General features: G+C 37.7%; 27 protein-coding genes and 1 pseudogene. 20 read left to right on the forward strand and 8 right to left on the reverse strand.

What is annotated here, in order from left to right; translation table 11 throughout:
- Window positions 1–203: pseudogene (locus ACR2MV_RS13560) on the forward strand (SRPBCC family protein); the annotation flags it as partial.
- 11 nt (window positions 204–214) lie between these two features.
- Here the strand turns inward: ACR2MV_RS13560 and ACR2MV_RS13565 are convergent.
- Window positions 215–946 carry a biotin--[acetyl-CoA-carboxylase] ligase gene (locus ACR2MV_RS13565; protein WP_434022509.1) on the reverse strand — a complete coding sequence of 244 codons (732 nt, stop codon included), beginning with the start codon at window positions 944–946 and terminating at the stop codon, window positions 215–217.
- Window positions 947–1,019: 73 nt separating this feature from the next.
- Here ACR2MV_RS13565 and rsfS point away from each other — a divergent pair, with 73 nt between their 5' ends.
- From rsfS to ACR2MV_RS13605, 8 genes are read left to right on the forward strand one after another with little or no spacing between them, the layout of a single operon-like run.
- The gene (gene rsfS / locus ACR2MV_RS13570) at window positions 1,020–1,391 is read left to right on the forward strand and encodes a ribosome silencing factor (RefSeq protein WP_434022511.1); all 372 of its coding nucleotides are present in this window, start codon (window positions 1,020–1,022) and stop codon (window positions 1,389–1,391) included.
- A 27-nt stretch (window positions 1,392–1,418) separates the two neighbouring features.
- Window positions 1,419–3,467 (forward strand): ATP-dependent zinc metalloprotease FtsH, encoded by a 2,049-nt coding sequence (gene ftsH, locus ACR2MV_RS13575; RefSeq protein WP_434022512.1) that lies wholly within the window; start codon window positions 1,419–1,421, stop codon window positions 3,465–3,467.
- Window positions 3,468–3,506: 39 nt separating this feature from the next.
- Window positions 3,507–4,106, forward strand: coding sequence for an LUD domain-containing protein (locus ACR2MV_RS13580; RefSeq protein ID WP_434022514.1), 600 nt, complete (start codon window positions 3,507–3,509; stop codon window positions 4,104–4,106).
- 4 nt (window positions 4,107–4,110) lie between these two features.
- Window positions 4,111–4,932, forward strand: a complete 822-nt coding sequence (locus tag ACR2MV_RS13585; protein ID WP_434022515.1) for a phosphatidate cytidylyltransferase — start codon at window positions 4,111–4,113, stop codon at window positions 4,930–4,932.
- Complete coding sequence (locus ACR2MV_RS13590; RefSeq protein WP_434022517.1) at window positions 4,932–5,582, forward strand: phosphatidylserine decarboxylase family protein; 651 nt, start codon at window positions 4,932–4,934, stop codon at window positions 5,580–5,582. Before ACR2MV_RS13585 ends, ACR2MV_RS13590 begins: the two co-directional genes overlap by 1 nt.
- On the forward strand, window positions 5,582–5,851 hold the full coding sequence (locus tag ACR2MV_RS13595; RefSeq protein WP_434022519.1) for an acyl-CoA-binding protein: 270 nt from the start codon (window positions 5,582–5,584) through the stop codon (window positions 5,849–5,851). Before ACR2MV_RS13590 ends, ACR2MV_RS13595 begins: the two co-directional genes overlap by 1 nt.
- Window positions 5,852–5,882: 31 nt before the next feature.
- On the forward strand, window positions 5,883–6,500 hold the full coding sequence (locus tag ACR2MV_RS13600; RefSeq protein WP_434022520.1) for a YceI family protein: 618 nt from the start codon (window positions 5,883–5,885) through the stop codon (window positions 6,498–6,500).
- Window positions 6,501–6,503: 3 nt separating this feature from the next.
- Window positions 6,504–6,920, forward strand: a complete 417-nt coding sequence (locus ACR2MV_RS13605; protein WP_434022522.1) for a VOC family protein — start codon at window positions 6,504–6,506, stop codon at window positions 6,918–6,920.
- Between the two features lie 11 nt (window positions 6,921–6,931).
- Here ACR2MV_RS13605 and ACR2MV_RS13610 read toward each other — a convergent pair whose 3' ends face one another.
- The gene (locus ACR2MV_RS13610) at window positions 6,932–9,562 is read right to left on the reverse strand and encodes a valine--tRNA ligase (RefSeq protein ID WP_434022524.1); all 2,631 of its coding nucleotides are present in this window, start codon (window positions 9,560–9,562) and stop codon (window positions 6,932–6,934) included.
- Window positions 9,563–9,673: 111 nt separating this feature from the next.
- Here ACR2MV_RS13610 and ACR2MV_RS13615 point away from each other — a divergent pair, with 111 nt between their 5' ends.
- Window positions 9,674–10,123, forward strand: coding sequence for a DUF1573 domain-containing protein (locus tag ACR2MV_RS13615; RefSeq protein WP_434022526.1), 450 nt, complete (start codon window positions 9,674–9,676; stop codon window positions 10,121–10,123).
- A gap of 25 nt (window positions 10,124–10,148) precedes the next feature.
- Here the strand turns inward: ACR2MV_RS13615 and ACR2MV_RS13620 are convergent, their stop codons facing one another.
- The 4 genes from ACR2MV_RS13620 to ACR2MV_RS13635 form a co-directional block, all read right to left on the reverse strand.
- Window positions 10,149–11,474, reverse strand: coding sequence for a PDZ domain-containing protein (locus ACR2MV_RS13620; RefSeq protein WP_434022527.1), 1,326 nt, complete (start codon window positions 11,472–11,474; stop codon window positions 10,149–10,151).
- Between the two features lie 96 nt (window positions 11,475–11,570).
- Window positions 11,571–11,909 (reverse strand): hypothetical protein, encoded by a 339-nt coding sequence (locus ACR2MV_RS13625; protein ID WP_434022528.1) that lies wholly within the window; start codon window positions 11,907–11,909, stop codon window positions 11,571–11,573.
- A complete protein-coding gene (locus ACR2MV_RS13630) occupies window positions 11,899–12,249 on the reverse strand; it encodes a hypothetical protein (protein WP_434022530.1) in 351 nt (116 codons plus the stop codon). Before ACR2MV_RS13630 ends, ACR2MV_RS13625 begins: the two co-directional genes overlap by 11 nt.
- A 19-nt stretch (window positions 12,250–12,268) precedes the next feature.
- Window positions 12,269–12,631, reverse strand: a complete 363-nt coding sequence (locus tag ACR2MV_RS13635) for a YtxH domain-containing protein (protein ID WP_434022531.1) — start codon at window positions 12,629–12,631, stop codon at window positions 12,269–12,271.
- Between the two features lie 127 nt (window positions 12,632–12,758).
- Between ACR2MV_RS13635 and ACR2MV_RS13640 the strand changes: the two genes are divergently transcribed.
- The 10 genes from ACR2MV_RS13640 to ACR2MV_RS13685 all read left to right on the forward strand — a co-directional run bounded on the left by ACR2MV_RS13640 (window position 12,759) and on the right by ACR2MV_RS13685 (window position 23,577).
- Window positions 12,759–13,949: a pyridoxal phosphate-dependent aminotransferase gene (locus ACR2MV_RS13640; RefSeq protein WP_434022532.1), complete on the forward strand. Its 1,191-nt coding sequence runs from the start codon at window positions 12,759–12,761 to the stop codon at window positions 13,947–13,949.
- Window positions 13,949–14,953 (forward strand): UDP-N-acetylmuramate dehydrogenase, encoded by a 1,005-nt coding sequence (gene murB / locus ACR2MV_RS13645; RefSeq protein ID WP_434022534.1) that lies wholly within the window; start codon window positions 13,949–13,951, stop codon window positions 14,951–14,953. Before ACR2MV_RS13640 ends, murB begins: the two co-directional genes overlap by 1 nt.
- A gap of 152 nt (window positions 14,954–15,105) precedes the next feature.
- Window positions 15,106–17,211: an elongation factor G gene (locus tag ACR2MV_RS13650; RefSeq protein WP_434022536.1), complete on the forward strand. Its 2,106-nt coding sequence runs from the start codon at window positions 15,106–15,108 to the stop codon at window positions 17,209–17,211.
- Window positions 17,212–17,281: 70 nt separating this feature from the next.
- On the forward strand, window positions 17,282–18,052 hold the full coding sequence (locus ACR2MV_RS13655; protein ID WP_434022538.1) for a GNAT family N-acetyltransferase: 771 nt from the start codon (window positions 17,282–17,284) through the stop codon (window positions 18,050–18,052).
- Between the two features lie 89 nt (window positions 18,053–18,141).
- The gene (locus tag ACR2MV_RS13660; RefSeq protein WP_434022540.1) at window positions 18,142–18,363 is read left to right on the forward strand and encodes a membrane or secreted protein; all 222 of its coding nucleotides are present in this window, start codon (window positions 18,142–18,144) and stop codon (window positions 18,361–18,363) included.
- A gap of 9 nt (window positions 18,364–18,372) precedes the next feature.
- Complete coding sequence (locus tag ACR2MV_RS13665; protein WP_434022541.1) at window positions 18,373–19,473, forward strand: glycosyltransferase; 1,101 nt, start codon at window positions 18,373–18,375, stop codon at window positions 19,471–19,473.
- A 12-nt stretch (window positions 19,474–19,485) separates the two neighbouring features.
- Window positions 19,486–20,040: an RNA polymerase sigma factor gene (locus ACR2MV_RS13670; RefSeq protein ID WP_434022543.1), complete on the forward strand. Its 555-nt coding sequence runs from the start codon at window positions 19,486–19,488 to the stop codon at window positions 20,038–20,040.
- 9 nt (window positions 20,041–20,049) lie between these two features.
- Entirely contained in the window at window positions 20,050–21,279 is a 1,230-nt protein-coding gene (locus ACR2MV_RS13675) for an Nramp family divalent metal transporter (protein ID WP_434022544.1), read from the forward strand.
- A gap of 75 nt (window positions 21,280–21,354) precedes the next feature.
- Window positions 21,355–21,546, forward strand: coding sequence for a cold-shock protein (locus ACR2MV_RS13680; protein ID WP_434022546.1), 192 nt, complete (start codon window positions 21,355–21,357; stop codon window positions 21,544–21,546).
- Window positions 21,547–21,759: 213 nt separating this feature from the next.
- Complete coding sequence (locus tag ACR2MV_RS13685; protein ID WP_434022547.1) at window positions 21,760–23,577, forward strand: hypothetical protein; 1,818 nt, start codon at window positions 21,760–21,762, stop codon at window positions 23,575–23,577.
- Window positions 23,578–23,605: 28 nt separating this feature from the next.
- Here the strand turns inward: ACR2MV_RS13685 and nudK are convergent, their stop codons facing one another.
- Together nudK and ettA are read right to left on the reverse strand one after the other, a co-directional pair.
- Window positions 23,606–24,190, reverse strand: coding sequence for a GDP-mannose pyrophosphatase NudK (nudK, locus tag ACR2MV_RS13690; protein WP_434022549.1), 585 nt, complete (start codon window positions 24,188–24,190; stop codon window positions 23,606–23,608).
- 6 nt (window positions 24,191–24,196) lie between these two features.
- A complete protein-coding gene (gene ettA, locus ACR2MV_RS13695; protein WP_434022551.1) occupies window positions 24,197–25,888 on the reverse strand; it encodes an energy-dependent translational throttle protein EttA in 1,692 nt (563 codons plus the stop codon).
- Window positions 25,889–25,961 lie beyond the last annotated feature (73 nt).

Genomic DNA, 25,961 nt, shown 5'->3' on the forward strand with positions numbered 1-25,961 from the left:
AATCTCCAAATAAAATTGTGCTGGGCTCGGCCAACGAAAAATTCCCTTTTAATTTAACAGCGGATATTGAAGAAGCTACTGCTGACAGCAGTAATGTTCAATTACTTTTCGATGGGAAATTCAACCCCATGGTGGCCATGATGGTGAAGAAACCGTTGCAAAAATTTATCGATACACTGATCAGTAATATTGGTGATAAATAATAACGCTGCTTTTAAAGGTAAACGACTTCCTTAAAGTTATACTTATGAATGCTGCCGTTTTCATGTTCGAGAAGGAGTTGTCCCTCTTTGGAAACACCTCGAATAATGCCCATGATTTTATTGCCAGAAGCTTCCTGAAACATATGTACCTTGTCTTTTCTGAATAAGACCTTTTCATAGGCATCTCTCAAGGCGTCATTTTTTTTATCAAAAACCAATTCAAACTTATTCTGAATAGAATTAAGCAAATCCTGAAGAAACACATCCTTGTCTACTATCTGACCTGTCAGCTGTTTTATTGAAACCGCCATGGGTAAGTCTTCAGGAAAGGTCTCCTGATTGAGATTTATACCGATACCGATAATACAATTTGTAATCTTGTCACCTGACAAGGTATTCTCAATTAAAATCCCACCCAGCTTTTTCGATACTGACATAATGTCGTTCGGCCATTTCACACTTAATTTTGGCAGGTGATAGCGTTGTAAATATTGATGAATCCCCAAGGATACTGCACAATTAATTAAAAATTGATGCTCAGCTTTCATATCTTCAAACCGAAGCAATATGCTGCATATCAAATTTTTACCATTTTCAGAATGCCATACGGCATTCTTTTGGCCTCGTCCCTGTCTTTGAAAATTTGCCGTCACTGCCGTCCACTTTCCCAAGTCCTTGTTTTTGGACATTTCTCTCAAAAAAGAATTTGTAGAATCTGTGGCATCAAGTTTGAATAGATACATGTATAATTGCAATTGTCAGTCATCTAAAGTGATAAAAATGTGATACATTTGCAAGAAATTTTGAAACAAATTAATGACAAATAAAATAGTTAATTCGGATCTTTTGATCACGGAAATCATAAAGGGAATTGAAGAAGTAAAAGGCGAAAATATTTCTATAATTGATCTGAGAGAGATTGAAAATACTGTTTGTGACTACTTTATTCTTTGTGATGGAACTTCCAACACACAGGTAAGTGCCATCTCAGCCTCCATCCAAAAAACTGTGAGTAAAAGTATTAAAGACAAACCATGGCATGTTGAAGGAGAGGCAAATGCTGAATGGATTTTGCTCGATTATGTAAATCTTGCCGTGCATGTTTTTCAAAAACACGTGCGAGAATTTTACAATTTAGAAGAGCTTTGGGGAGACGGAAAAATCACAAACATTGAAAGTGCTTATTAATTGAGCAACAATCGTTAAATTTGACACATGAAAAAAGAAAATTCAAATAAGGAAAATAATAGCCCATTTAAGCAGTTTAATTTCAAATTCAATTTTTATTGGATCTATGGAATCATATTCGCGCTTTTAATCGGATATCAATTACTTAATAGTTCTGATCTTGCCAGCAATAAGCTGACACAAAACGAATTCAAGGAAATTCTGAACGACAATGATATTGACAAAATTCTCATTGTTAATGGAGATATAGCGCAACTTACGATAAAAAGTGAAGCGTTAAACACGAAGGACAAGTACAAAAAATACAAAAATCCGTCTATTTTTGGTCAAACTGCCCCGGTCTATATTTATGACTTTGGAGATTTACAGAATTTTGAAAAAAACCTGGAAACTGCAAAAGGGGAATTTGAACTTGATTTTGACAAGGACAATACGACACGTACGAGTTTCTTTGACTCATTTCTAGTGTGGCTGCCTTTTATCTTTATCATTGGTCTGTGGATCTTTTTTATGAGAAGAATGTCTGGCGGCGGTGGCGGCGGAGCCGGTGGTCAAATATTTAACATTGGGAAGTCAAAAGCCAAGGTGTTTGATGAAAACACAAAAGTAAGAACCTCTTTTAAAGACGTGGCGGGTCTTGAGGGTGCCAAAGAAGAAGTACAGGAAATTGTTGATTTCCTGAAAAACCCTGATAAATATACAAGTCTAGGAGGGAAAATTCCTAAGGGAGCCTTATTGGTAGGACCTCCGGGTACCGGTAAAACCTTGCTTGCCAAGGCAGTTGCTGGTGAAGCCGGAGTACCTTTCTTCTCTCTTTCCGGATCTGATTTTGTTGAGATGTTTGTTGGTGTAGGTGCCTCAAGGGTGAGAGATCTTTTCAAGCAGGCCGCAGCCAAATCTCCTTCTATTATTTTTATTGACGAGATTGATGCTATTGGTCGCGCCAGAGGAAAAAATAATGTAACAGGTGGAAATGACGAAAGAGAAAATACGTTAAATCAATTGCTAACGGAAATGGACGGCTTTGGAACGGACGTAAATGTTATTGTCATCGCTGCTACAAACCGTGCAGACGTATTAGATAAAGCATTGATGCGTGCCGGTAGATTTGACAGACAGATCTATGTTGACTTACCAGATAAAAATGAAAGAAAACAAATATTCGACGTGCATGTAAAGCCATTGAAACTGGCCAAGGATGTTGATCTTGAATTTTTGTCAAAACAAACACCTGGTTTCTCAGGAGCTGATATTGCCAATGTATGTAATGAATCTGCTCTGGTTGCGGCAAGAAAGAGTAAGAAAAGTGTTCATCATCAGGATTTTCTTGACGCAGTAGACAGAATCGTGGGTGGTTTGGAGAAGAAAAACAAAATTATTACGATCAAAGAAAAAAAGACCATTGCATATCACGAAGCAGGACATGCCACCGTGAGCTGGATGTTGGAGCATGCTGCTCCCTTGGTAAAAGTGACTATTGTTCCTCGTGGAAAATCACTAGGAGCTGCGTGGTACCTGCCAGAAGAAAGACAAATCGTAGAAACGGATCAGATGCTCGATGAAATGTGTGCCACGCTTGGTGGAAGAGCTGCTGAAAAGGTGATGTTTGATAAAATTTCAACAGGGGCCTTGAATGATCTTGAAAAAGTAACCAGACAAGCCCGAGCCATCGTTAGTATTTATGGACTCAATGATAAAATAGGAAACATTACCTATTACGATTCAAGTGGTCAAAATGAGTATGGTTTCACAAAACCATACAGTGAACTAACAGCTCAGACCATCGATGAGGAAATTTCAAAGATTATCGAAAAACAATACAATAGAGCTATCGCAATTCTTGAGAAGCACAAAGACAAATTGATAGAACTCGCTGAAATTTTAACTGAAAAGGAAGTGATTTTTGAAGGAGATCTCCACAAGATTTTTGGTGAAAGACCATTTGCGAAAGAAATAGAACAGTCAAAAGAAGTAGACGAACCTAAAGTTCAGCCAAAAGCTGAAGAGAAGGAAGCTCCTAAAACGAGTGAAACAGAGAATTCTAAAGAGGAAATTACGGAGGAAAACTCAAAATAATCAAAGTGTTTTTGTACATTTGAACCATACTATTTGATTATGAGTTTTTTTAATAAATTTTTTAAAAATCTAGTTAAAACTTCTCAGAAAGAAGAAGATCAAGGATCTATTGATCAAACAGGTGATCTTTCCATTGATGAGTTATTTGTGAAGAAGTTTATCCATAAAGGTGGTAAATTTCTTTATTGTACCGATGCGGAAGAGGTACAAAAGAATCTGGTACAGGTTTTACAAGAAAATCAATGGAATAATGTTGTTACCTTTGATAAGGAAATCAACGATTTACTGACAGAGATCAAGAGTGCAAAAACCTCCAAAATTATACCTTCACTGCCTTTTATGACTCAATGTGAATGTCTCATTGCCAATGACGGAAGTCTGATGTTCTCATCCAAGCAATTAAAAGACAAGAAGCTTAAGGATCTTCCAAGTAATTTTATTGTTTACGCAAAAACCAGTCAGATTGTAAAGGATTCTCGTGATGGAATTTCAGGGATAAGAAACCGTTCTGAAAAGAACTCTCCCACGATTATCAGTTCCATTAAAGATTTCATCATAAACAAAACGGAAACTGATTTTATGAGTTATGGAAACACTAATTCCAAAACGCTATATTTGCTGCTGTTAGAAGATCTATAAATTCATGAACAACTTTACCAAACGTATTGTTTTTGGCCTATTATACGTGGGTCTTGTTATAGCTTCCTCTGCACTGGGAGCACTTTATTTTTACAGTCTTTTTTTGGTATTCATGATGCTTTGCATTTATGAATTTATAAAAATAATAGAACTCAAAAGTGTTTTCCCATACCTGTTGGGAGCTACCTGTTTTATTACAGCCGTCATCTCTAATAATAATCTGGTTGTATTTGAAGATGATCTTTCTAAAAAAATCACCTTATCTATTTTTCTTTCAGCCATTTATTTTTCTTTTATTCTGGCTTTGGTCTCCTCGAGAAAAATTGGTCGTCAATATTTGGGAAAAAACTTTCTGACCCTAATGTATGTTGTCATTCCATTTTCAATGTTGATCAAGATTCCATATCTAAATTTTGAGGGCACTTTTGACACCTCTATTATCATAGGCATTTTCATATTGATTTGGAGTAATGATGTCTTTGCCTTTTTGATTGGAAAGAATTTTGGAAAACATAAACTCATTGAAAGAGTTTCTCCGAACAAAACCATAGAAGGCTTCTTAGGTGGTTTCATTTTTACATTTATCGCCGGATATTTCGTAGCCAGATACTGCAGTAGCATACAACCTGTACAATGGTTTACCATTGCTATTATTGTCAGTATTTTTGGTGTACTTGGAGATCTTATTGAATCGATGTTCAAAAGACAGGCTCAAGTAAAGGACAGCAGTAATTTACTGCCTGGTCACGGAGGCTTTTTAGATAGATTAGATAGTATTATCTTTGCAACACCATTTGTATTTATTTATTTATTCCTAACAACCTAATGTTTCATAAAGAAGGATTTAAAATCATATTTATCACGGCCTTAATTACGGTCAGTGGTATGTTGATCATCGACAATTTCATCAGTATCTATTGGTTGCAGAAATCTTTAATGATTTTGTTATTGCTCGTTTTCGTTTTGGTACTTCAGTTTTTTAGAGACCCAAAAAGAAATACTATTTTAAACGATGAGCAGATAATCGCGCCGGCAGACGGAAAAGTTGTAGTCATTGAAGAAGTAGAAGAAAAAGAATATTTTCAGGGAAAAAGAAGACAAATTTCGATTTTTATGTCACCGCTTAATGTGCATGTAACAAGATATCCAATTTCTGGAAAGGTGACCTATAGCAAATACCACCCTGGAAAATATTTAGTTGCCTGGCATCCTAAATCTTCAGAAGAAAATGAACGAACCACCATTGTGATTCACAATGATACGCTGGGAGAAGTTCTCTATAGACAAATTGCTGGAGCGGTTGCCCGAAGGATTGTGAATTATGCCAAGAAAGATAAACAAGTGATTCAAGGTGAAGATGGTGGATTTATCAAATTTGGCTCTCGAATAGATATTTTTGTACCTTTGGACATGAAAATCAATGTCTCACTTGATCAAAAAACAAAAGGTGGAGAAACCATCATAGCTTCTAAATAATGAAGGACCTGGACCGAAGATTTAACAACGCATTTGAAATAGCTTCAGCCATGACTGAAAAACTTCCTGCGGATGTTATGCTTCAGTTTTATTCTTATTACAAACATGCTACCAACGAAAATGCGGTTGTAAGACCTTCAGGAAACAATATTGTGAGAAACGCTTTTAAGCTAAACGCCTATTTTCAAATTGCCAATATTACTCCGGACGAAGCAAAGAAACAATACATTGCGCTGGTCGAAAAATATACCGGAGAAAAAATCAAATAATAAACTGCTACTAACATTAACAACAATCATCATGAAAAAGATCATTCACTTTTCACTATTCCTTGTCATTGCAATATCAATCATTGCCTGCGGGAAATCAGAAAAACAAAAAGAAGCTGCGAAAGAAGAAATTACCTATATGGTTGATGCTGCTAATTCCAGTGTACAGTGGACGGGCTATAAAACAACGGATAAAGTTCCGGTAAAAGGTACTTTTAAAGAAATTAATATTACGGAATCAAAGCCTGCAGCTACAGCAACCTCTTCTCTCGAAGGCCTGACATTTGAAATTCCCGTGTCTAGTATTTACTCTAAAGACAGTATTCGCGATGGGAAATTGAAGAAATTCTTTTTCGCCATAATGGAGAACACACTGAGTCTAAAAGGCAGCTTTTCCATCAAAGATGAAAGTCATGGAAATGTCGCTATTTCAATGAATGGATTAACAAAAGACCTTCCTTTCACCTATGAAATGAGCAAAGACACCATCATCATCAATGGTAAAATGGACCTCAATAACTGGGGTGCAGAAGAAGCCTTGGGATCGTTGCATGAAGTTTGTTTAGAACTGCATACTGGTGCCGACGGTATAAGTAAAACCTGGGATGAAGTTGGCATCGAGGCCAAAATCCTGACGGTTAAAAAATAATCAGTGAAGAAGGTTACTGGCATAGGAGGCATTTTTTTTAAAACATCTGATCCCGCAAAAATTAAGGATTGGTACCATAAAAATCTGGGGCTTACCGTAGATGCTTATGGCTCTCCTTTTGAATTTAGAAATGCCAATAATCCCGAAGAGATCAACTATTTGCAATGGAGTCCCTTTAAGGATGATACCAAGTACTTTGAACCTTCGAAGAAAGAGTTTATGATTAATTATCGCGTCGCTGATTTAGAGGCATTGGTTCAGGAACTAAAAAAAGAAGGAGTGACCATTTGTGACGAAATCCAATCTTTTGACTACGGCAAATTCGTCCATATTATGGATCCAGACGGAAATAAAATTGAACTCTGGGAACCTGTTGACCAGGTCTTCACCGACAGTTTACAAGGAAAAACAACCAAATAAAAAACGAGGAGCTACAAAGAGGCTAAACTTTGCTCTACCATGGCAATCTTGGCCAAGGCATCCGCTTCTTTCTTTCTTTCATTCGTAATCACCTGCTCAGGCGCATTGTTCACAAATCTTTCGTTACTCAGCTTCTTTTGAACGGATGCTAGAAACCCCTTATGATAAGCCAGTTCTTCCTCTAGTTTCGCTGTTTCAGCAGCTACATCGATTTGCTCGGCAAATGGAATAAAATATTCATTTGATCCAACTCGAAAGGTCAGTGCTTTTTCTATTTTAGAAGCTATTTCATTCACTTGTGACACATTACACATTTTTTTGATCAAGGCATAATACTCCTCATTGATCGCCTCCTTTTTTATCAGAGACAATTCCAGTGATTCTTTGAAAGAAATATTCTTTTGCTTTCTCAGATTTCTGATAGCAGAAATAACCTCTTTTGTCATTTCAATTTCTTCCAAAATAGTAAAGTCTACAGATTTCACTTTCGGATAATCACTAATAATTAATGCCTCGTTCTCCTCTCTCTCCGAAAAATATTGCCAAATTTCTTCAGTGATAAAAGGCATAAATGGATGTAATATCTTAACATTATCTTCAAAAAAGGCCACCGTTGCTTCCAGTGTTTTTCTATCAATTGGCTGCCCGTATTCCGGCTTTACCAATTCAAGATACCAGGACGAAAAATCATCCCAGACAAGTTTATAAATAGCCGTTAAGGCATCTGACAGTCTATACTGCTCAAACTGATCTTCAATAAAAGTCAGCGTCTTCTGAAATTTTGCCTCATACCAGCGAATGGCTGTTTTTGCCGATGCAGGTTGTTCAATCGTATCGGAAACTTCCCATCCTTTTACAAGTCTAAAACCATTCCATATTTTATTCGCAAAGTTTCTTCCCTGCAACATCAAACTCTCATCAAATAGCAAATCGTTACCTGCTGCAGAACTCATCAAAATCCCTGCCCTTACTCCATCGGCACCATAGGTCTCCATCAAACCGATCGGGTCCGGTGAGTTTCCTAATGATTTCGACATTTTTCTTCTTTGTTTATCCCTAACAAGTCCTGTGAGGTACACATGCTTAAAAGGTTTTTCATCGGCAAATTCATATCCCGCTATAATCATTCTGGCCACCCAAAAGAATAAAATATCTGGCCCAGTTACCAAGTCATTGGTTGGATAATAATACTTGAACTCTTTATTTTCCGGATTGTTGATGCCATCAAACACGCTGATAGGCCATAGCCATGAAGAAAACCAGGTATCTAAAGTATCATTATCTTGTTGCAGGTCCGCAAAATTCAATGAGGCATTGCCCGTTTTTTCTCTTGCTAAGTCAACCGCTTCCTGCTCAGTTTCGGCAACTACAAAATCATTGGTTCCCGAACCATAATAATAAGCCGGTATCCTATGACCCCAATACAATTGCCTGGAAATATTCCAATCACGAATATTCTCCATCCAATGACGGTAGGTGTTCACAAATTTATGCGGCACCAGCTTGACATCTTCTGTTTTTAATACGGCTTCAATAGCTGGCTTCACCAACTCCTCCATTTTTAAAAACCACTGCTCAGATACTTTAGGCTCAATGACTGCCTTGGTCCTTTCAGAAGTTCCTACCTTATGCATGTGATCTTCCGTTTTTACTAAAAACCCCTTTGCCTCCAGTTCTTTTACAATCTCTTTTCTAACAACAAACCTGTCCTTTCCTTCATAATGCAACCCGTTGGCATTTAAAGTTGCATCATCGTTAAAAATATCAATTACCTCTAGTTGGTGTTTTTCTCCAATTACTTTGTCATTAGGATCGTGCGCAGGCGTAATTTTCAAACTACCTGTTCCGAATTCAACATCAACATAGTCATCTTCTATAATGGGAATAGCTCTTCCCGCAATGGGCACAATTGCTTTTTTTCCTTTTAAATGTGAAAAACGATCATCTTCAGGATGAATACAAATCGCTGTATCTCCAAGAATAGTTTCAGGTCTGGTGGTGGCAATCTGTATTTTCTCATCACTTCCTTCGATCGCATAATTTACATAATACAATTTCCCGGGTTTCTCTACATAAATAACCTCCTCATCACTGAGTGTTGTTTTAGCTTCCGGATCCCAGTTCACCATCCTGTATCCCTTATAGATCAAACCTTTTGAATGAAGATCTTTAAAGATTTTTACTACCGAACGATTTAAATCATCGTCCATTGTAAACTTAGTTCTGTTCCAATCACAAGATGCGCCCAACTTCTTTAACTGCTCGAGTATCAGACCTCCATGCTTATGCGTCCACTCCCATGCATGGGCTATAAACTCATCTCTAGACAGATCAGCTTTAGCAATTCCTTCTTCTTTCAATTTGGCAACAACTTTAGCTTCTGTTGCAATAGAAGCATGGTCCGTTCCCGGCACCCAGCAAGCGTTGAATCCCTGCATTCTTTTTCTACGAACCAGTACATCCTGTATGGTATTGTTTAACATATGCCCCATATGAAGCACACCAGTTACATTTGGTGGAGGAATTACGATCGTATATGCCTCGCGCTCATCCGGTTCTGAATTAAAATAGTTATTGTCCATCCAATATTGATACCATTTTGCTTCAACCTGGGCTGCATCGTATTTAGTAGGGATATTCATATGTTAAAATTTTGTCAAATCGTCTGCAAAATTACAATTTTAAGCAATAAATTCAGTCAATAAAAGTTAGATTTATCCAAAAAGTATTAATTTTGGCTTAAATTATTTATCATGAAAAAAATACTAGTATTATTATTTGTGGGAGTCTTTTCTCTATCGATGAATGGACAAACAGAGCAAGACATCAAAAAGGACTATACTGGACCTGTATTTGAATTTGAAAGCGAAGTGATTGATTATGGTGAAATAGCTGCAAATTCTGACGGAAACAGGGTTTTCAAATTTAAGAATGTAGGTAAATCACCGCTTATTATTTCAAACGTAAAAGGAAGTTGTGGTTGTACGGTACCTACAAAACCTGAAGAACCAATTATGCCAGGTGAAACAGGTGAAATAAAAGTAAAATATGCAACGAATAGAATCGGGCCTTTTTCAAAGACGGTGACAATTACTTCGAATGCGTATGAACCAACCGTTGTTTTAAAAATAAAAGGAAGGGTACTTGAAAAACAGGCAGATGATCTGCAAAAAAAGAAAAGTATTGTTTCTGAAACCAACTAATAAAAAGCCCTTTACGGGCTTTTTTTTATAGCAAACTTTTCAAATAAAACTCATAACGAAGATGTTCTCCATTTCGATCTACCAGCATCTTGATCCTTTTATCATCCTTCTGAGAAAGAAGGTATACAATTTCTTCCATTTTTAAATTATAAGCTTCTTTCCCATTTATTTCCAATACAATATCACCTTGCCTCAATCCTGCTATATGAGCCGGAGACCCTTTTCTAATCAATGAGATCTTAAAACTTGGCTTATAGGTTAAACCAAAACTATAAAAAACCTCAGTAATGGTGGTATACTGACCTTGCTTGGCCTCATTGAATTTACTTCTGTGTTCTTTCACCAGCATTTCCCCACCAAACATTAATTCAATGCCACTTTTGTTGTATAAAAAAGGTGCTTTATAAAACCTGCGATTCTTTTTAAGCGTTATTTGACTTTTCGGATAATTCAAGGTCACGACAAATCGTTTCAACAAGCCGGCACCTAAGGTTCCATTTCGATCCTTGTTGGCATGAACACGAACTATTGAAGTAGAATCGGGATATGAAACCGTAGCATCATCAAATTCAAAACTTCCTATTCTGATCCTTTTGATTTTACTCCTTTTTCCTGTTATATCACCATTAAGCCCTTTTCCTAAAAAATCATCAAAGTACTTATCTCCTACAATAATATCAGGATTGGAGTGCGGAAATAACCATAAGGAGTCACCTCCACCTGAATCAATTAACAATCTCACCGGGAATTCCTTTCCTAAATGATTTTGAATGATTGCTTCCATAAAAGGTTTGCTATTGTAAAAATCCAAAGGGAAAGTTTCGCAGCCTTTACACGAAGGAGGGTCATAGGTGTCCGGGTTATAAAAAGTTATTTTTTGAGATCCGTAATTAATCTTTATGACGAAATCCCGAAACAGATCACCTCCAATGATCCCATGAATATCCATTCCCATCTTAGCCGAAAGGTCAAACAGATCATCGGTGATAACGAACAAAGCCAGATCGGCATTTACGACTCCTTTTAGTTTAAAATAATTACCACGTGATTTTAAGGCATTGATCGATTCCCCTTCTCCTAGTCCTCGAAGTTGTAATTTGGCCACATTTCTTAGCTGAAGAGAGTCCTCAACTTTAATATTAAACAACATGGTTTTTCTTACCCCGGTATCCAGTAAAAAAGATAATTTTCGGCCGTTCAGTTCTGCTGATAAAACAACCATGTTATTGACCAATGAAAAACTCGTTGTAACACTCTGCTTCCCATTGTCTACAATCCGAAACCTTCCCTGTGCTCCAACATAAAATGAAGAACAGAATAAAAGGATGACAAGGAAAGTTCTATTTAACATGCTGAAATGTGAAAAGCATATGGAAAGTACTATAAATATAAGAGTCCGCAATAATTTTAAGAAAAGTTTAGCTTTTCAAAATTAGCTGTCGAATTGCTATTTTTTCACATATTCATTCACCTTGTCACGAATAAAAGGAACCATTTCTTTTGCAATGATAAAACCTATGAAAAACTTTCTTGTTCGACGGTTCGCCATCAAGGCTGTACTCAATAAATTCATCGCTGCTTTCTTATAATGATCTAATGAAATAGACTCCATCGAATCCATAATATTCCCCTTCAGCGAGCCTCCTTGAAACAGCGCTGATGGTATCGTAAATAAAGGATTCTTAAGAATTTCTTCTTCCTGATTTTTTATGGTATTTGCCAATTCAATTTTGGCCGCATTTAATTCCTCGAATGAGGTGATCTTACGTTCCGCTTTACTCTTCATAGTCTATGGATTCATTAAAATCATCGTCATCCTTGAGAGCTGACTCTACAATCTTATCTTTAATTTTTAATTCAATGGCATCCTTTGCAAACAATGCATATACAACCAACAGAATCAAATAAATAAGTCCTACCAAAGCGAATCCAATAATTTCGCTTTCGAAGAAAGTAGCCAGCCAAAAAGCAAGAGCAATACTAAACATGAGCATTATGGCAACACCCATTATTAACAACAAAAAGGAACTCACAAGTCCTGCAGCTACGTTGGAAATAGCACCAATAAAGTTAAACTTTACAAGCTGAATTCTATTTTCAACATACTTCTTAACCAAATCTATCATTAGCTAAATAAACCTTAAGTTATATTGAATTAGAATTGGCTTCCATCTCTTTTGCCTCTTTTCTAATCGATTCAATTTTTTCAGAAAGTTCTTTCTCTAAATCTTTCACTTTGGCAGAAACCGTATCAAATTTATCTTTGACGGTTGCTTTTACCTCATTGAACTTTTCTTTGAAATCGGTTAATGATTCACTGTCTAAATCTTTCAATTTATTTGACAATTCAGTAACCTTTTTATCTAGATCACTCTTTAATTCACCCGCTTTTTCAGATAAATTATCACGAGTTTCCTTCCCCGAAGCCGGAGCCAGAAGCAAACCTGCCACCGCACCAGTTGCTGCACCTAAAATGAGCCCTAACAACAATTTAGAATCACTTGACATAATAGCGTAATTTAAGTTTATATTAATACTTATAAAGATACTAATAATCATTCAAAAAAGCCATTCTAATGAAGAAAAAGTAAATAATATTTCGCAATTTTGCACATCCATATAAGACCCGTTAATTATGCCAAAAATATCACTCAAAGGGCAGCAAATGCCAGAGTCACCGATACGAAAACTAGTTCCCTTCGCCGAGGATGCGAAAGAAAGAGGCGTGAATGTCTATCATTTGAACATTGGGCAACCCGATATTGAAACTCCGGAGGCGGCCTTAAAAGCCGTTAAAGAGAACGATATCAGCGTATTATCCTATGCTCGGAGTGAAGGGTCAGAAGCATATAGAAAAAAATTAAGCACGTATTACAGACAGAACAACATCGACGTTACAGAAAAAGATATTGTTGTGACTACAGGGGGATCAGAAGCCTTGCTTTTCACCTTAGGCAGTATCACAGATTTTGGTGATGAAATTATAATTCCTGAACCTTTTTATGCTAATTACAATGGATTTTCTGTTGCAAATGGTGTAAAAGTAGTACCAATCGTCTCTTCCATTGAGAATGATTTTGCCTTGCCTGCGATCGAAGATTTTGAAAATTTAATTACAGATAAAACAAGAGCTATCCTGATTTGTAATCCGGGCAATCCCACAGGATATTTGTATTCAAAAGAAGAACTCGAGAAACTGAGAGATTTAGCCATTAAACACGATCTGTTTTTAGTGGCAGACGAAGTCTATAGAGAGTTTGTTTATGAAGGAATCAGGCATCATTCGATCATGAGCTTATCAGGATTGGACCAACATGCCATTATCATCGATTCTGTATCCAAGAGATATAGTATGTGTGGTGCCAGAATAGGATGTATCGTTTCTAAAAACCAGTCACTTATTCAAACGGTATTAAAATATGCCCAGGCCAGACTGAGCAGCCCAACGTACGCCTTGTTGGCCAGTGAAGCAGCTTTGGAAACACCTCCCGAATATTTCAGTAAAGTCATTGAAGAATATGATGCAAGAAGAATGCTTTTAATCAACGAATTAAGTAAGATAGAAGGTCTAAAGGTATCAAAACCTAAAGGAGCTTTCTATTGTATTGCTGAGTTACCGGTTAAAGATGCGGATAGATTTGCCCAATGGATGCTGGAAAAATTCAGTGATCAAAACGAGACGGTAATGGTGGCACCTGCAAGTGGGTTCTATTCTACGCCGGGTTCTGGAAAAAATCAGATTAGAATAGCCTATGTTCTGAAACAGGAAAGTTTGATTCGTTCGGTTGAATTACTTAAACTTGCATTAGAGCAATATCCGAATTAATGTTTCAAAAAAACGTATCTCTCCGGGCCCTGAATACTTTTGGCATTGATGCCTTGGCCGAAAAATTCGCTGAAGTCAATTCTGTGAGCGAGCTTTCAACGATCATTGAGGCTCAAAAGGATGTTTTTATTCTCAGTGGCGGAAGTAATATTTTATTGACCAAAAACATTGAAAAACCGGTCGTCTTTCTCAACATTAAAGGAATCGATATCATTGAAAGAAACGATTCTCATGTGCTTGTCAAAGCCCAGGCCGGAGAAAACTGGCACGAATTTGTCTGCTGGTGTTTGTCTCATGATTTTGGAGGTCTTGAAAATCTGTCTCTCATCCCAGGAAACGTAGGTACCTCTCCAATGCAGAATATCGGTGCCTATGGCGTTGAAATTAAAGATTGCTTTGAAAATCTGGAAGCCTTGGAAATTAGCACAGGACGCATCAAACAATTCACGGCAAAGGAATGTGCCTTCGGTTATAGAGAATCCGTTTTTAAAAATGATTTAAAAGGAAAGTATATCATTTTAAATGTCACATTTAAACTGAGCACCTCTTCGCATCAAATAAAGGCAGATTATGGGGCCATTAAAGATCAATTGGCATCCGACGGGGTGCTATCCCCGAGCATTCAAGACATTTCAAAGGCAGTGATCGCCATTCGCAAATCAAAACTACCCGACCCAAAGGAAATCGGAAACAGCGGTAGTTTTTTTAAAAACCCTGTGATCTCTGCCACGCACTTTTCTAAAATCAAGGCAGCGCATCCCGAAGTTCCATATTACACGGTAACTGAAGATGCCATAAAAGTTCCTGCCGGGTGGCTGGTTGAAAAATGCGGTTTCAAAGGCAAGCGGTTCGGCGATGCCGGAGTACATAAAAAACAGGCCCTGGTTCTGGTGAATTACAACAGGGCGAAGGGGGCTGATATTTTAGACCTTGCCAAAAACATTCAAACAGAAGTTTCAAGGCAATTTGAGATCGACCTTGACATGGAAGTCAATATTATTTAAAAAATTCTCAAAGCATTCTTCCTGATTATCAATGGTTTTAGTTGGACGTATATTTGAAGTAAAATTTTTCAAATAAGACCTAACATATGTCATAAAATACTTGTCATATATTTTCTTAACTTTATACAAGAGAACCTTTAAAGCGTATTCCCATGAAAATATATGACGAAAAACACATCAAAAATGTTGCATTTGTTGGAGCCCATAACAGCGGCAAGACCACACTTGCCGAAACCATGCTATTTGAGGCCGGAATGATTAATCGGAGAGGTACTGTGGAAGACAAAAACACCGTAGCTGATTATCATGAAATAGAACAGGAAAGAGAAACTTCCGTATTTGCAACTCCGCTGCATACAGAATGGCGAAATTATAAAATCAACATTATTGACACTCCGGGTCTTGACGATTTCATTGGAGAAATTGCCTCTACCATGAGAGTTGCTGATTCTTTGGTAACAGTGATCAATGCACAGCATGGTGTTGAAGTCGGAACCGAAATTATCTGGCAATACATTAATAGATTCAGCAGACCTACCCTATTTGTAATTAATCAAATAGATCATCCACAGGCAAATTTTGATAATAGCTATCAAAGTATTGTAGATCTGGTAGGAAACAATGCGGTAAAAATTCAATATCCCATTGTAATAGATGGATCTCAATGTATCGTTGATGTACTAAAAATGAAGGTCTATAAATTTGGACCTGAAGGTGGAAAGCCGGAAAAACTTGAAATTCCTGAAGATGAAAAAGAAATGGCTGATTTTCTGCACAATGAACTGGTAGAAAAAGCAGCAGAAAATGACGAAGAATTAATGGAGTTATATTTTGACAAAGGAACTCTGAACGAAGATGAAATGAGGAAGGGTATTCAAAAAGGGATGTTGCATCATGAATTATTCCCGGTATTCTGCGTATCTGCTCTTAATGACATGGGAACGGGTCGATTGATGGGATTCATTGACAATGTAGCACCTGCTGCAGCTGATTTGAAACCAGAGCAAAGCCTGGAGGGCAATGAAATTCACTGCAAGTCCGATGAGCCAACATCGTTATTTATCTTTAAAACCTTTCATGAACCCAACTTAGGTCAGATCACATTTTTTAAAGTTAAATCAGGTGAAGTAAAACAAAATGATCGTTTGAAGAATTCAAGAAATGATGAAATTGAAAGTTTGAATCAATTGTATATCATGGATGGTAAAAAGAGACATTCTGTTGAAAAATTAACCGCGGGAGATATTGGTGCGACGCTCAAATTAAAAAATACCGAGACCAATGATACCCTGAGAGCGAGCAATGAAGAAATTACGATCAAACCCATTATATTCCCTCAACCACGGATTAGAAAAGCGGTAGAGGCTGAGAATAAAAAAGATGAAGAAAAACTGAATGAAGTGCTTAAAAAAATTCATTCTCAGGACCCAACGGTTACCATTAAATTCAGCAATGAATTAAAACAACAGATCTTATCTTGTCAAGGAGAATTACATTTGGCTACGATTGACTGGACACTTCAAAATCTGTATGGGATTAAGGCCCTGTTCTATCAACCAAAAGTGGCTTATCGGGAAACCATCCAAAGAGCAGCTACACAAAGCTATAAGCACAAAAAACAATCCGGTGGAGCCGGTCAGTTTGGGGAGGTTCACTTAAAAATAGAACCCTGGCATGAAGGAATTCATGAACCAGAAGGCTTTAACATAAGAGGTAAGGAAGAAATTGACTTAAAATGGGGTGGAAAACTTATTTTTTACAATTGCATTACCGGAGGTGTCATTGACACCAGATACCTGCCTGCTGTTATGAAAGGTATCCTGGAAGTAATGGAAGAAGGTCCGCTTACCGGCTCTTATGCCAGAGATATTCGGGTAATGGTCTATGATGGAAAAATGCACTCGGTTGACTCCAATGATATTTCATTTAAGATTGCCGGAGCACATGCGTTCAAAGCAGCCTTTTTAGATGCCAAACCTAAATTACTGGAACCAATTCTCGACCTTGAGGTGAGAGTCCCGGAAGAACTGATGGGAAATGTAATGACAGATCTGCAATCCAGACGTTCTATTATCATGGGAATGGACAGTGACGGCAAGCATCAGATCATTAAAGCCAAAGTTCCTGAAGCTGAAATGTACAAGTATTCCACAAGCCTTAGATCTCAAACCCAGGGACGGGCTACATTTAGCACTGATTTTGCCTCGTTTGAACCGGTGCCATCAAATGTACAAAGTGAATTAGTCAAGGAATCATAGATAAAAATTGTTACTTTTACCCATCAAAAATCCATTTTTTGATGGGTATTTTTATTTACATAAGCAACCTATGATATTATTTAGATCAGAAAGTTTTGTCGATTATAAGACCTACACTTTTAACTATGCTTCCTATTGTATCAAAGAGCATCAAAAAGAGCTTCCTGAGATATATGCCAAAGGCTTCCTACCTTATTCCAACGATATAGACCTTAAGCAGGAAACCTATTATTTAGCCAGGAGCTTACGAGTCAACCTCAAGGATTTTAAGGAATCTTCAGAGAACAGAAGAGTCTCCCGAAAAATTGAACCGCTCTCCCCTTCTTTTAAAGTCATTCCCATAAATCAGTTCAATGTTGATGACGCTGATTTTAAAAAATACTGCATTGATTTTGCAAAACAAAGGTTTAGCGAACCAATCAGCTCGGAACGTTTAAATTATATTTTGCATGCCGAAAGTATCAGTCATGTTTTTCAGTTTGAGCTGGAAAATAAGACCGTTGGATATGTTATAAGCATTATTGAACAAGGCTGCCTGCATTATTGGTTTGCCTTTTTTAATCTTGACCAGCAGGAGTACTCCCTGGGAAAATGGATGATGTTCAGTGTGATAAAATGGGCGCATGAACAAGGAATGGAACATGTATATCTCGGCACCTGCTATGGAGAAAAATCCCTCTATAAAGTAAGGGATTTCAAAGGCTTGTCTTATTTTGATGGCAACCAATGGATTCACGATGTCAAATTATTAAAAAGTAAGTGCAAATCGGATGCCTCGTTTACGTCAGATGAGTTTAAGCAAGACACAGACCTTTATCTGGAACGCCTTTCTAAGTTATAGGTATGGCCCTTTCAAGCAGGTGACAAAATTGATGATTTGTTTTTCTTTCCTGTAATAAATGATTAATTTTGCAGCATAATTGATTCATTATGAAATTACTGATTTTAAGTATTGTTTTACTAGGTATTGGTTTTGCAGGAATAGCCATTAAAATATGGGCAAAAAAAGATGGAGAATTTGATGGGACCTGTGCCGGAAGTAATGTTCGTATGAAGGCCGAAGGCATCGTTTGTGGATGTGGAAATGAAGGAAGTTGTAAAACGAATCTTGATAATAAAGAGGCCGACCTAGCAGCAAAAAGCATCTCTTAAGGTCCAATGATGTTACTGAGCGCTTTTTGTGTCGTAATTATCATTCAATTATACTTTTATTTATTTCTGTTCCGGAAATACACTTCTTATAAAACAACGATTAATGCGCTTTCTGAAAAGGGAGTGAGCATCATTGTGGCTGCAAAAAATGAGGCTATAAACTTACCCCATTTACTGCCTGCTTTGGCAAATCAGAACTTCCCAGTCTTTGAAATTATTTTGGTGAATGATGCCTCCAGTGATGACACCTATTCCCAAATGAATTCTTTTAAAGAACTTCACAAGGAAGACAGGTTTGAAATTACAATACTCTCGCTGGACCCTGAACAATCTGCAGGTAAAAAACATGCCTTGACCCAGGGCATTAAAGCAGCCCGTTTTGAGCATCTTTTGTTGACGGATGCAGATTGCAAACCGTTGAGCACTGACTGGATCCGCAAAATGTTTTATTCCTTCAGTGAGAAACATGAAATTGTTTTGGGCTACGGAGCCTACGAAAAAATTGAAGGCTCCTGGGTCAATAAGCTAATACGCTTTGAAACGTTACTCACAGCAATTCAATATTTTTCATATGCTTTGAATGGGAAGGCATATATGGGCGTAGGAAGGAACCTGGCATATAGAAAAACGATATTCAAGAAGGCAGATGGGTTCAATAAACATACCCATATCAAATCGGGAGATGATGATCTATTTGTTTCTCAGGTCGCTACAGCGGAGAACGTTGCCATTTGTGACGACCCGAAATCCTTTACACTTTCAAAGCCACATCTAAAATTCTCCGAATGGCTGCGACAAAAAAGAAGGCATATAACAACTGCAGAACATTATGCAAAACAGGTGAAGCGAAGTCTTGGACTGTTTTACCTATCTCAGTTTTTATTTTACATACTGGCAGTTGTCGCCATGATCACTAAAACATCTCTGGGAATTATTATTCCCCTGATCCTTTTAAGGTTTCTCATCTGGTATTCAACCCTATACAAGGCAGCCGATAAACTCGAGGAAAAAGATTTATGGGCATTTGGTCCATTGTATGAAATTTCAATTATATTTATACAATTGTATATTTTTTTCAAGAATATTATTTCACCCCCGAAATATTGGTAATTGCTTTGCTACATGAGCGACAAAAAAGACATTAGTCTATTAATACTTCAGGCGAAAAAAGGGGATCAAAAGGCTTTCAATGATCTTTTAAATTTATATTGGAAGGATGTATATCGTTTCCAACTCAACAAATGTCAAAATGAAGATGAGGCCGAAGATATTACCATCAAAGCTTTTGCCAAAGCCTTTGATAAGATTGACAGCTTTGATGATAACTTTCAGTTCAACACCTGGCTTTTCACCATTTCCAGCAATCTGTATATAGATCATCTTAGAAAGAAAAAGACCGAAACGATTTCTATCAATAAAAATCACAAGGAGATTCATCGAATCGTAGATGAAGATCCCAGCCCTTCAGACAAACTTATTCAAGAACAGAATCTCGCTCAGCTGAAGGCCTATATTCTGCAGCTTAAACCTCATTATCAAGAGGTCATTAATCTCAGGTATTTTCAAGAATTGACTTATAAGGAAATGGCTGAGAAATTGGGCGAACCCATGAACAATATCAAAGTTAAACTACTGAGAGCTAAAAAATTACTAGCAGAAATCATTAGCAGTAAATAAGTTATATGTATGAAGCAGCGGGTGGTTAAGTCGATTAAAAACCTTGGTCCGGGCTTGTTATTTGCGGGGGCGGCCATCGGTGTTTCACATCTGGTACAATCCACGCGTGCAGGGGCTGATTTCGGTTTCGGTTTGCTCTGGGCCTTACTGCTTGTCAATCTATTTAAATACCCTTTCTTTCAATACGGTCCTAGATATGCCTCAGCAACCGGAGAAAGCCTGATTGATGGCTATAAAAAATTAGGGAAATGGGTGCTGATCATCTATTTTATCCTGACCTTTCTCACCATGTTTACGATTCAGGCTGCCGTTACAATTGTTACGGCCGGACTCGCACAAAACTTGTTCGGGCTGAGCTCCAATCTGAGTATCTGGAGCTTGATGATCACGATTGTATGCCTGGGAATATTGTTGATCGGAAAATATAAGATTCTCGATACGTTTATGAAATTGATCATTACCATATTAGCGATTAGCTCTGTGATCGCTGTGTCAGTAGCCTTAATTAAAACTGATCAGTCGTATTCTTTTAGTCCGGTGATTCCTGAAGGCATTGCTCAGATCACCTTCCTTATTGCCTTTCTTGGCTGGATGCCAGCACCTTTGGACGTTTCTACCTGGCATTCTCTATGGACGCTTGAAAAAAATAAAGAATCCAAAACCCCACTTGCACTAAAAAAATCGTTGTTTGATTTTAATACCGGATATGTAACAACGGTTTTTCTAGGGATTTGCTTTATGAGTCTCGGCGCATTGGTCATGTTTTACTCTGAAGAAGAAATCAGTGCCAGGGCCGGTGTTTTTGCCAAACAATTGATCGGTTTATACACCCAGAACCTGGGCAAAGGAGCTGCTGTTTTTATTGGCATAGCAGCCTTTACAACAATGTTCAGCACTACACTTACCACCTTGGATGCCTCTCCGAGGGCCATGGCCAAAAGCACAGAACTATTGACTGGCTCCAGTAATAAAAGATTTTATCTGATCTGGATATCCCTGCTGTCCTTAGGAACCTTGATCATCTTAACGTATTTTGAAACCAGTATGATCACCTTTGTAAAAGTGGCCACGGTCTTATCTTTTTTAACCGCTCCTTTTTACGCGATTGCCAATTTTATGTTGGTAAAGGGAAAGCACATGCCGGAGAAATATCGACCTTCAGCTTTGCTCAGCTTTTTGAGTTACCTCGGCATTATATTTCTGCTCATATTCAGTGCATGGTTCTTAATGACCGTATGAATCAATTAATTATGAACATTTAAACAAAATTTCTAAAATAGTAGTATCTTTGTATTTTAATTATAATTTATTACAATGTTACAAGGAACAGTAAAATTCTTCAACGAATCTAAAGGTTATGGATTCATTACAGAAGAGGGTTCAAACAGCGAGCATTTTGTTCACATTTCTGGTTTAATTGACAAAGTTAAAGAAGGAGATGCAGTTGAATTCGACTTAAAGGAAGGTAAAAAAGGATTAAACGCAGTAAATGTGAAGACCATTTAATATAAGGCTTTAATTTTTTTAATGTATCAAAACCTGTCATATGACAGGTTTTTTTTATGCCTGACAACAAAGTTGACAAGTAAATCCCCAAACATGACAAATGTCAACAAATTAGAGAATTCGATTTTTACTTTTGTAGATTACTGCTAACCTGTTGCTTTTTATGTAAGCAAGGATTAACAGTTTGTTCAATTAGCATCTAAAAAAATCAACATGTCTACAAAACACACTTTCCACATTCCTGTTATGGGAACCGGATTCACACTTGACACACCTTTAAAGGTGTCACCATTTGGAATGGACTCAGTAGTTTCTATCGTCGATGACGTCCTGATAGAAAACCTACGAAAAACATATTGCGAAAAATTCGAAATGCCTTACCAGGCCATTACAGATAAAATTGAAGACTTCAGAGCAAAAAGGATCACATCTTATCTTAACCTGCTGCAGGAACTGGCCGAAGCAAAGTTCAATGAAATAAAAAATGCCACGCTGGAAACAAGTCATGAGCTGAGATCTTATTTAAATATGCTGCCGGAGCAATCCAAGTTGAAAAGTCAATTTGAAGCATTGGTATCAAATAATAGCTCTTTAAAAGAACTTAGAAACTGGGCTGGTCAGCACTTAAAAATGGGTAGCATTGACGTAAATATAATGACCAAACTTGATAAGGTCAATTATGTAAAAGGTGAAAAGCTGCCTACCGAATATAATGATGCTCATGCAGCTCTTAGAGGCTTTGCATTAAGTAAATTAGAATCTTCCATCGTATTATCAGCAGGTATGAATCCTCGACTCTATAGTTATATGGAACAGTTCGATGATTTCTATCCGGATAAAAACAATCATGTGAAAAAAAAGATTGTGATCAAGGTTAGTGACTATCGATCTGCCCTGATACAAGGAAAATTTCTTGCAAAAAAAGGACTGTGGGTTTCGGAATACAGAATTGAATCCGGACTTAACTGTGGTGGGCATGCCTTTGCCACTGAAGGATATTTGATGGGACCGATTCTGGAAGAATTTAAATCCAATAAAAAAGCACTTATTCAAACGGTACATGATATTTTAGTACCGGCACTGCAGGACAGAAATAAACATATTCCGTCTCATTCATTGCCCTTAAAGATCACGGCACAGGGCGGTGTGGGTACGGAAGAAGAACACCGTTTTTTAATGGACCATTACGAGCTCGATTCCATAGGATGGGGAAGCCCGTTTTTGCTGGTCCCGGAAGCGACCACCGTAGATGATAAAACCCTGGAAAAATTAGCTTTAGCTACCGAGAAAGACTTATACCTCAGTAATATTTCACCTTTAGGAGTACCTTTTAATAATTTGAAAGGAAACTCTAAAGATCTGGAAAAAGGTAACAAAATAGACGCCGGAAGACCAGGGAGCCCTTGCCCTAAAGAATTTTTGGCTTTGAACAGTGAGTTTTCCGAGAAGTCAATATGTACGGCGTCGAGACAATATCAACGTTCAAAAATCAAAGAACTGGATACCGAAGAGGTATCCGCCAAGGTTTACAAAAATCGTTTTCAAAAAATTGTTGAAAAATCATGTCTTTGTATGGGACTTGGCGCTGCCACTGAGCAAATCCATGATATGGATGTCAAAAAGTCATCTAAGGGCGTCTCTGTATGTCCTGGACCGAACATGGCCTACTTTTCCAAGCTGATGAGTCTAAAAGAAATTACCGACCATATTTACGGGCGAAGCAATGTGATCTCAAATCAGGGAAGGCCTAACATGTTTATCAAAGAATTAAAACTTTATTCAGATCATTTAAAGGGTAAAATTGATGAGGTACAGGGAGCTCTTACAAAAAGACAGGAAAAATACCTTCTATCTTTTAGTGAGAACTTAAATGAAGGTGTTGCTTATTACAAGAATCTTTTCAACAACAGCAGCGACAAGTTTGAGAATTCCAAAATCCAGATCATGGCTGAACTTAAACAATACAAAACCAGTATCAACGAAATGCAGGAAAGCATTATCAAAATGGTCAATAAGGTTCAAAAAGCCTAAGTATTATTGAAGACATTACTTACAGCATTTAAGAATTCATGATACCATGTAGTTTTAAATGCTGTAATAACATTATGGTTTTGGCATCTTTGATCTCTCCCTTGCTGATCATGGACATGGCCTTGTCAAATTTCACTTCTAAAACAGTAATATCCTCCTGTTCTTCGGCCAAACCACCTCCTGATCCCACCTTATCCTTTTCATGGTATTCAGCGATATAAAAATGTATCACCTCTGTAACGGCTCCGGGAGACATGTACGCTTCAAACACTTTTTTAACTCTTGAAACTCTAAAACCTGATTCTTCTTCAGCCTCTTTTAAAACACATGTTTCGGGATCATCACCATCCAAGAGTCCTGCACAGGCTTCTATCAACATTCCCGATTCATTCCCGTTAAGATAGGTAGGCATTCTAAACTGCGAGATCAGGACCACAGTTTGCTTCATCTTGTTGTACAGCAGGACGGTGGCACCATTCCCGCGATCATATGCTTCTCGTTCTTGTTCAACCCAGTCTCCATTCGACATTTTATAGTCAAACACCACTTTATTCAAGGTGTACCAATTGTCTGACAGCAACACCTTCTTTACATTTTTTACATTTGAATTCATCTCAGCTTAACGCATCAGTTTTTTGTATTTGATCCTTTTGGGTATCATATCACCTCCCAGTCTTTTCTTCTTGTTTTCTTCATAATCTGAGAAACTTCCTTCGAAAAAATAAACTTGAGAATCGCCTTCAAAAGCCAAAATATGCGTACAAACACGATCCAAAAACCATCGATCGTGCGAGATGATCACAGCACAGCCTGCGAAGTTTTCCAAACCTTCTTCCAGAGCTCTTAATGTGTTGACATCAAGATCGTTAGTTGGCTCATCTAAAAGTAAAACATTACCCTCTTCTTTTAATGTCATGGCAAGGTGAAGCCTGTTTCTTTCCCCTCCTGACAGGGCCGAAACCTTTTTATTCTGTTCAGATCCACTGTAATTAAAACGACCTAAATAAGCCCTGGAGTTTACCATTTTTCCACCCATCATAATCATCTCCTGTTCATCAGAAAAATTTTGCCAAATAGATTTTTCAGGATCTATATTGGAATGACTCTGGTCGACATACGACACCTTGGTCGTTTCACCAACTTTGAATTCACCCTTATCAGGTGTTTCCTCTCCCATGATCATTCTAAAAATAGTTGTTTTACCCGCACCGTTTGGTCCAATGATACCAACAATACCGTTTGGTGGTAATTTAAAATTCAAATCATCATACAACAATTTATCTCCAAAAGCCTTTGAAACACCCACCGCATCAATTACATTATTTCCCAATCGCGGACCGTTAGGTATATAAATTTCAAGCTTTTCCTCTTGCTGCTTTTGATCCTGACTCATTAACTTATCATAACTCGACAGCCTGGCTTTGGATTTGGCATGGCGTCCCTTGGGTGCCATTCTAACCCATTCCAGCTCTCGCTGCAAGGTCTTTTGACGTTTTGAAGCCGTTTTTTCTTCTTTGGCCATACGATCAGATTTTTGCTCCAACCAAGAGGAGTAATTTCCTTTCCAAGGAATCCCTTCCCCTCTATCCAGTTCTAAAATCCATCCGGCGACATTGTCCAGAAAATACCTGTCATGCGTTACCGCGATTACTGTTCCTTTGTATTGTGCCAAATGATGCTCTAGCCAATGAACTGATTCAGCATCTAAATGGTTGGTAGGTTCATCAAGTAAGAGCACATCCGGTTGCTGCAATAATAATCTGCAGAGTGCCACTCGACGGCGCTCACCCCCAGAAAGATTTTTTATTGGCACATCCCCTTCTGGCGTCCTTAAAGCATCCATGGCGATTTCCAATTTTGTGTCTAGTTCCCAGGCGTTTTGGGCATCAATTTTATCTTGGAGCTCCGCCTGCTGCGCCATCAACTTTTCCATTTTATCTGCATCGGAATAGACTTCCTCTAAACCAAACATATCATTGATTTTGTTGTATTCATCAAGGATTGCCACGGTTTCTGCAACGCCTTCACGCACTACATCCATCACTGTTTTATTGTCGTCCAGTTCGGGCTCCTGGGCCAAATAACCCACCGAGTAATTCGGTGCAAAAACAACGTCTCCCTGGTAGTTCTTCTCTAAACCGGCAATAATCTTTAGCAACGTTGATTTACCAGAACCATTCAGTCCCAAGATTCCAATTTTAGCTCCGTAGAAGAAACTTAAATATATATTTTTAAGAACCTGTTTATTGCTTCCCTGATAAGACTTACTAACTCCGGACATCGAAAAAATGACCTTTTTATCATCTGACATACTTAATATTTTTTATTGTTATTCTTTGAATGAAATTCTTATGACTAATTTTTGGATTACAAATATAGCAATC

Source organism: Lutimonas sp. (genome assembly GCF_051011215.1).
Lineage (GTDB): Bacteria > Bacteroidota > Bacteroidia > Flavobacteriales > Flavobacteriaceae > Lutimonas.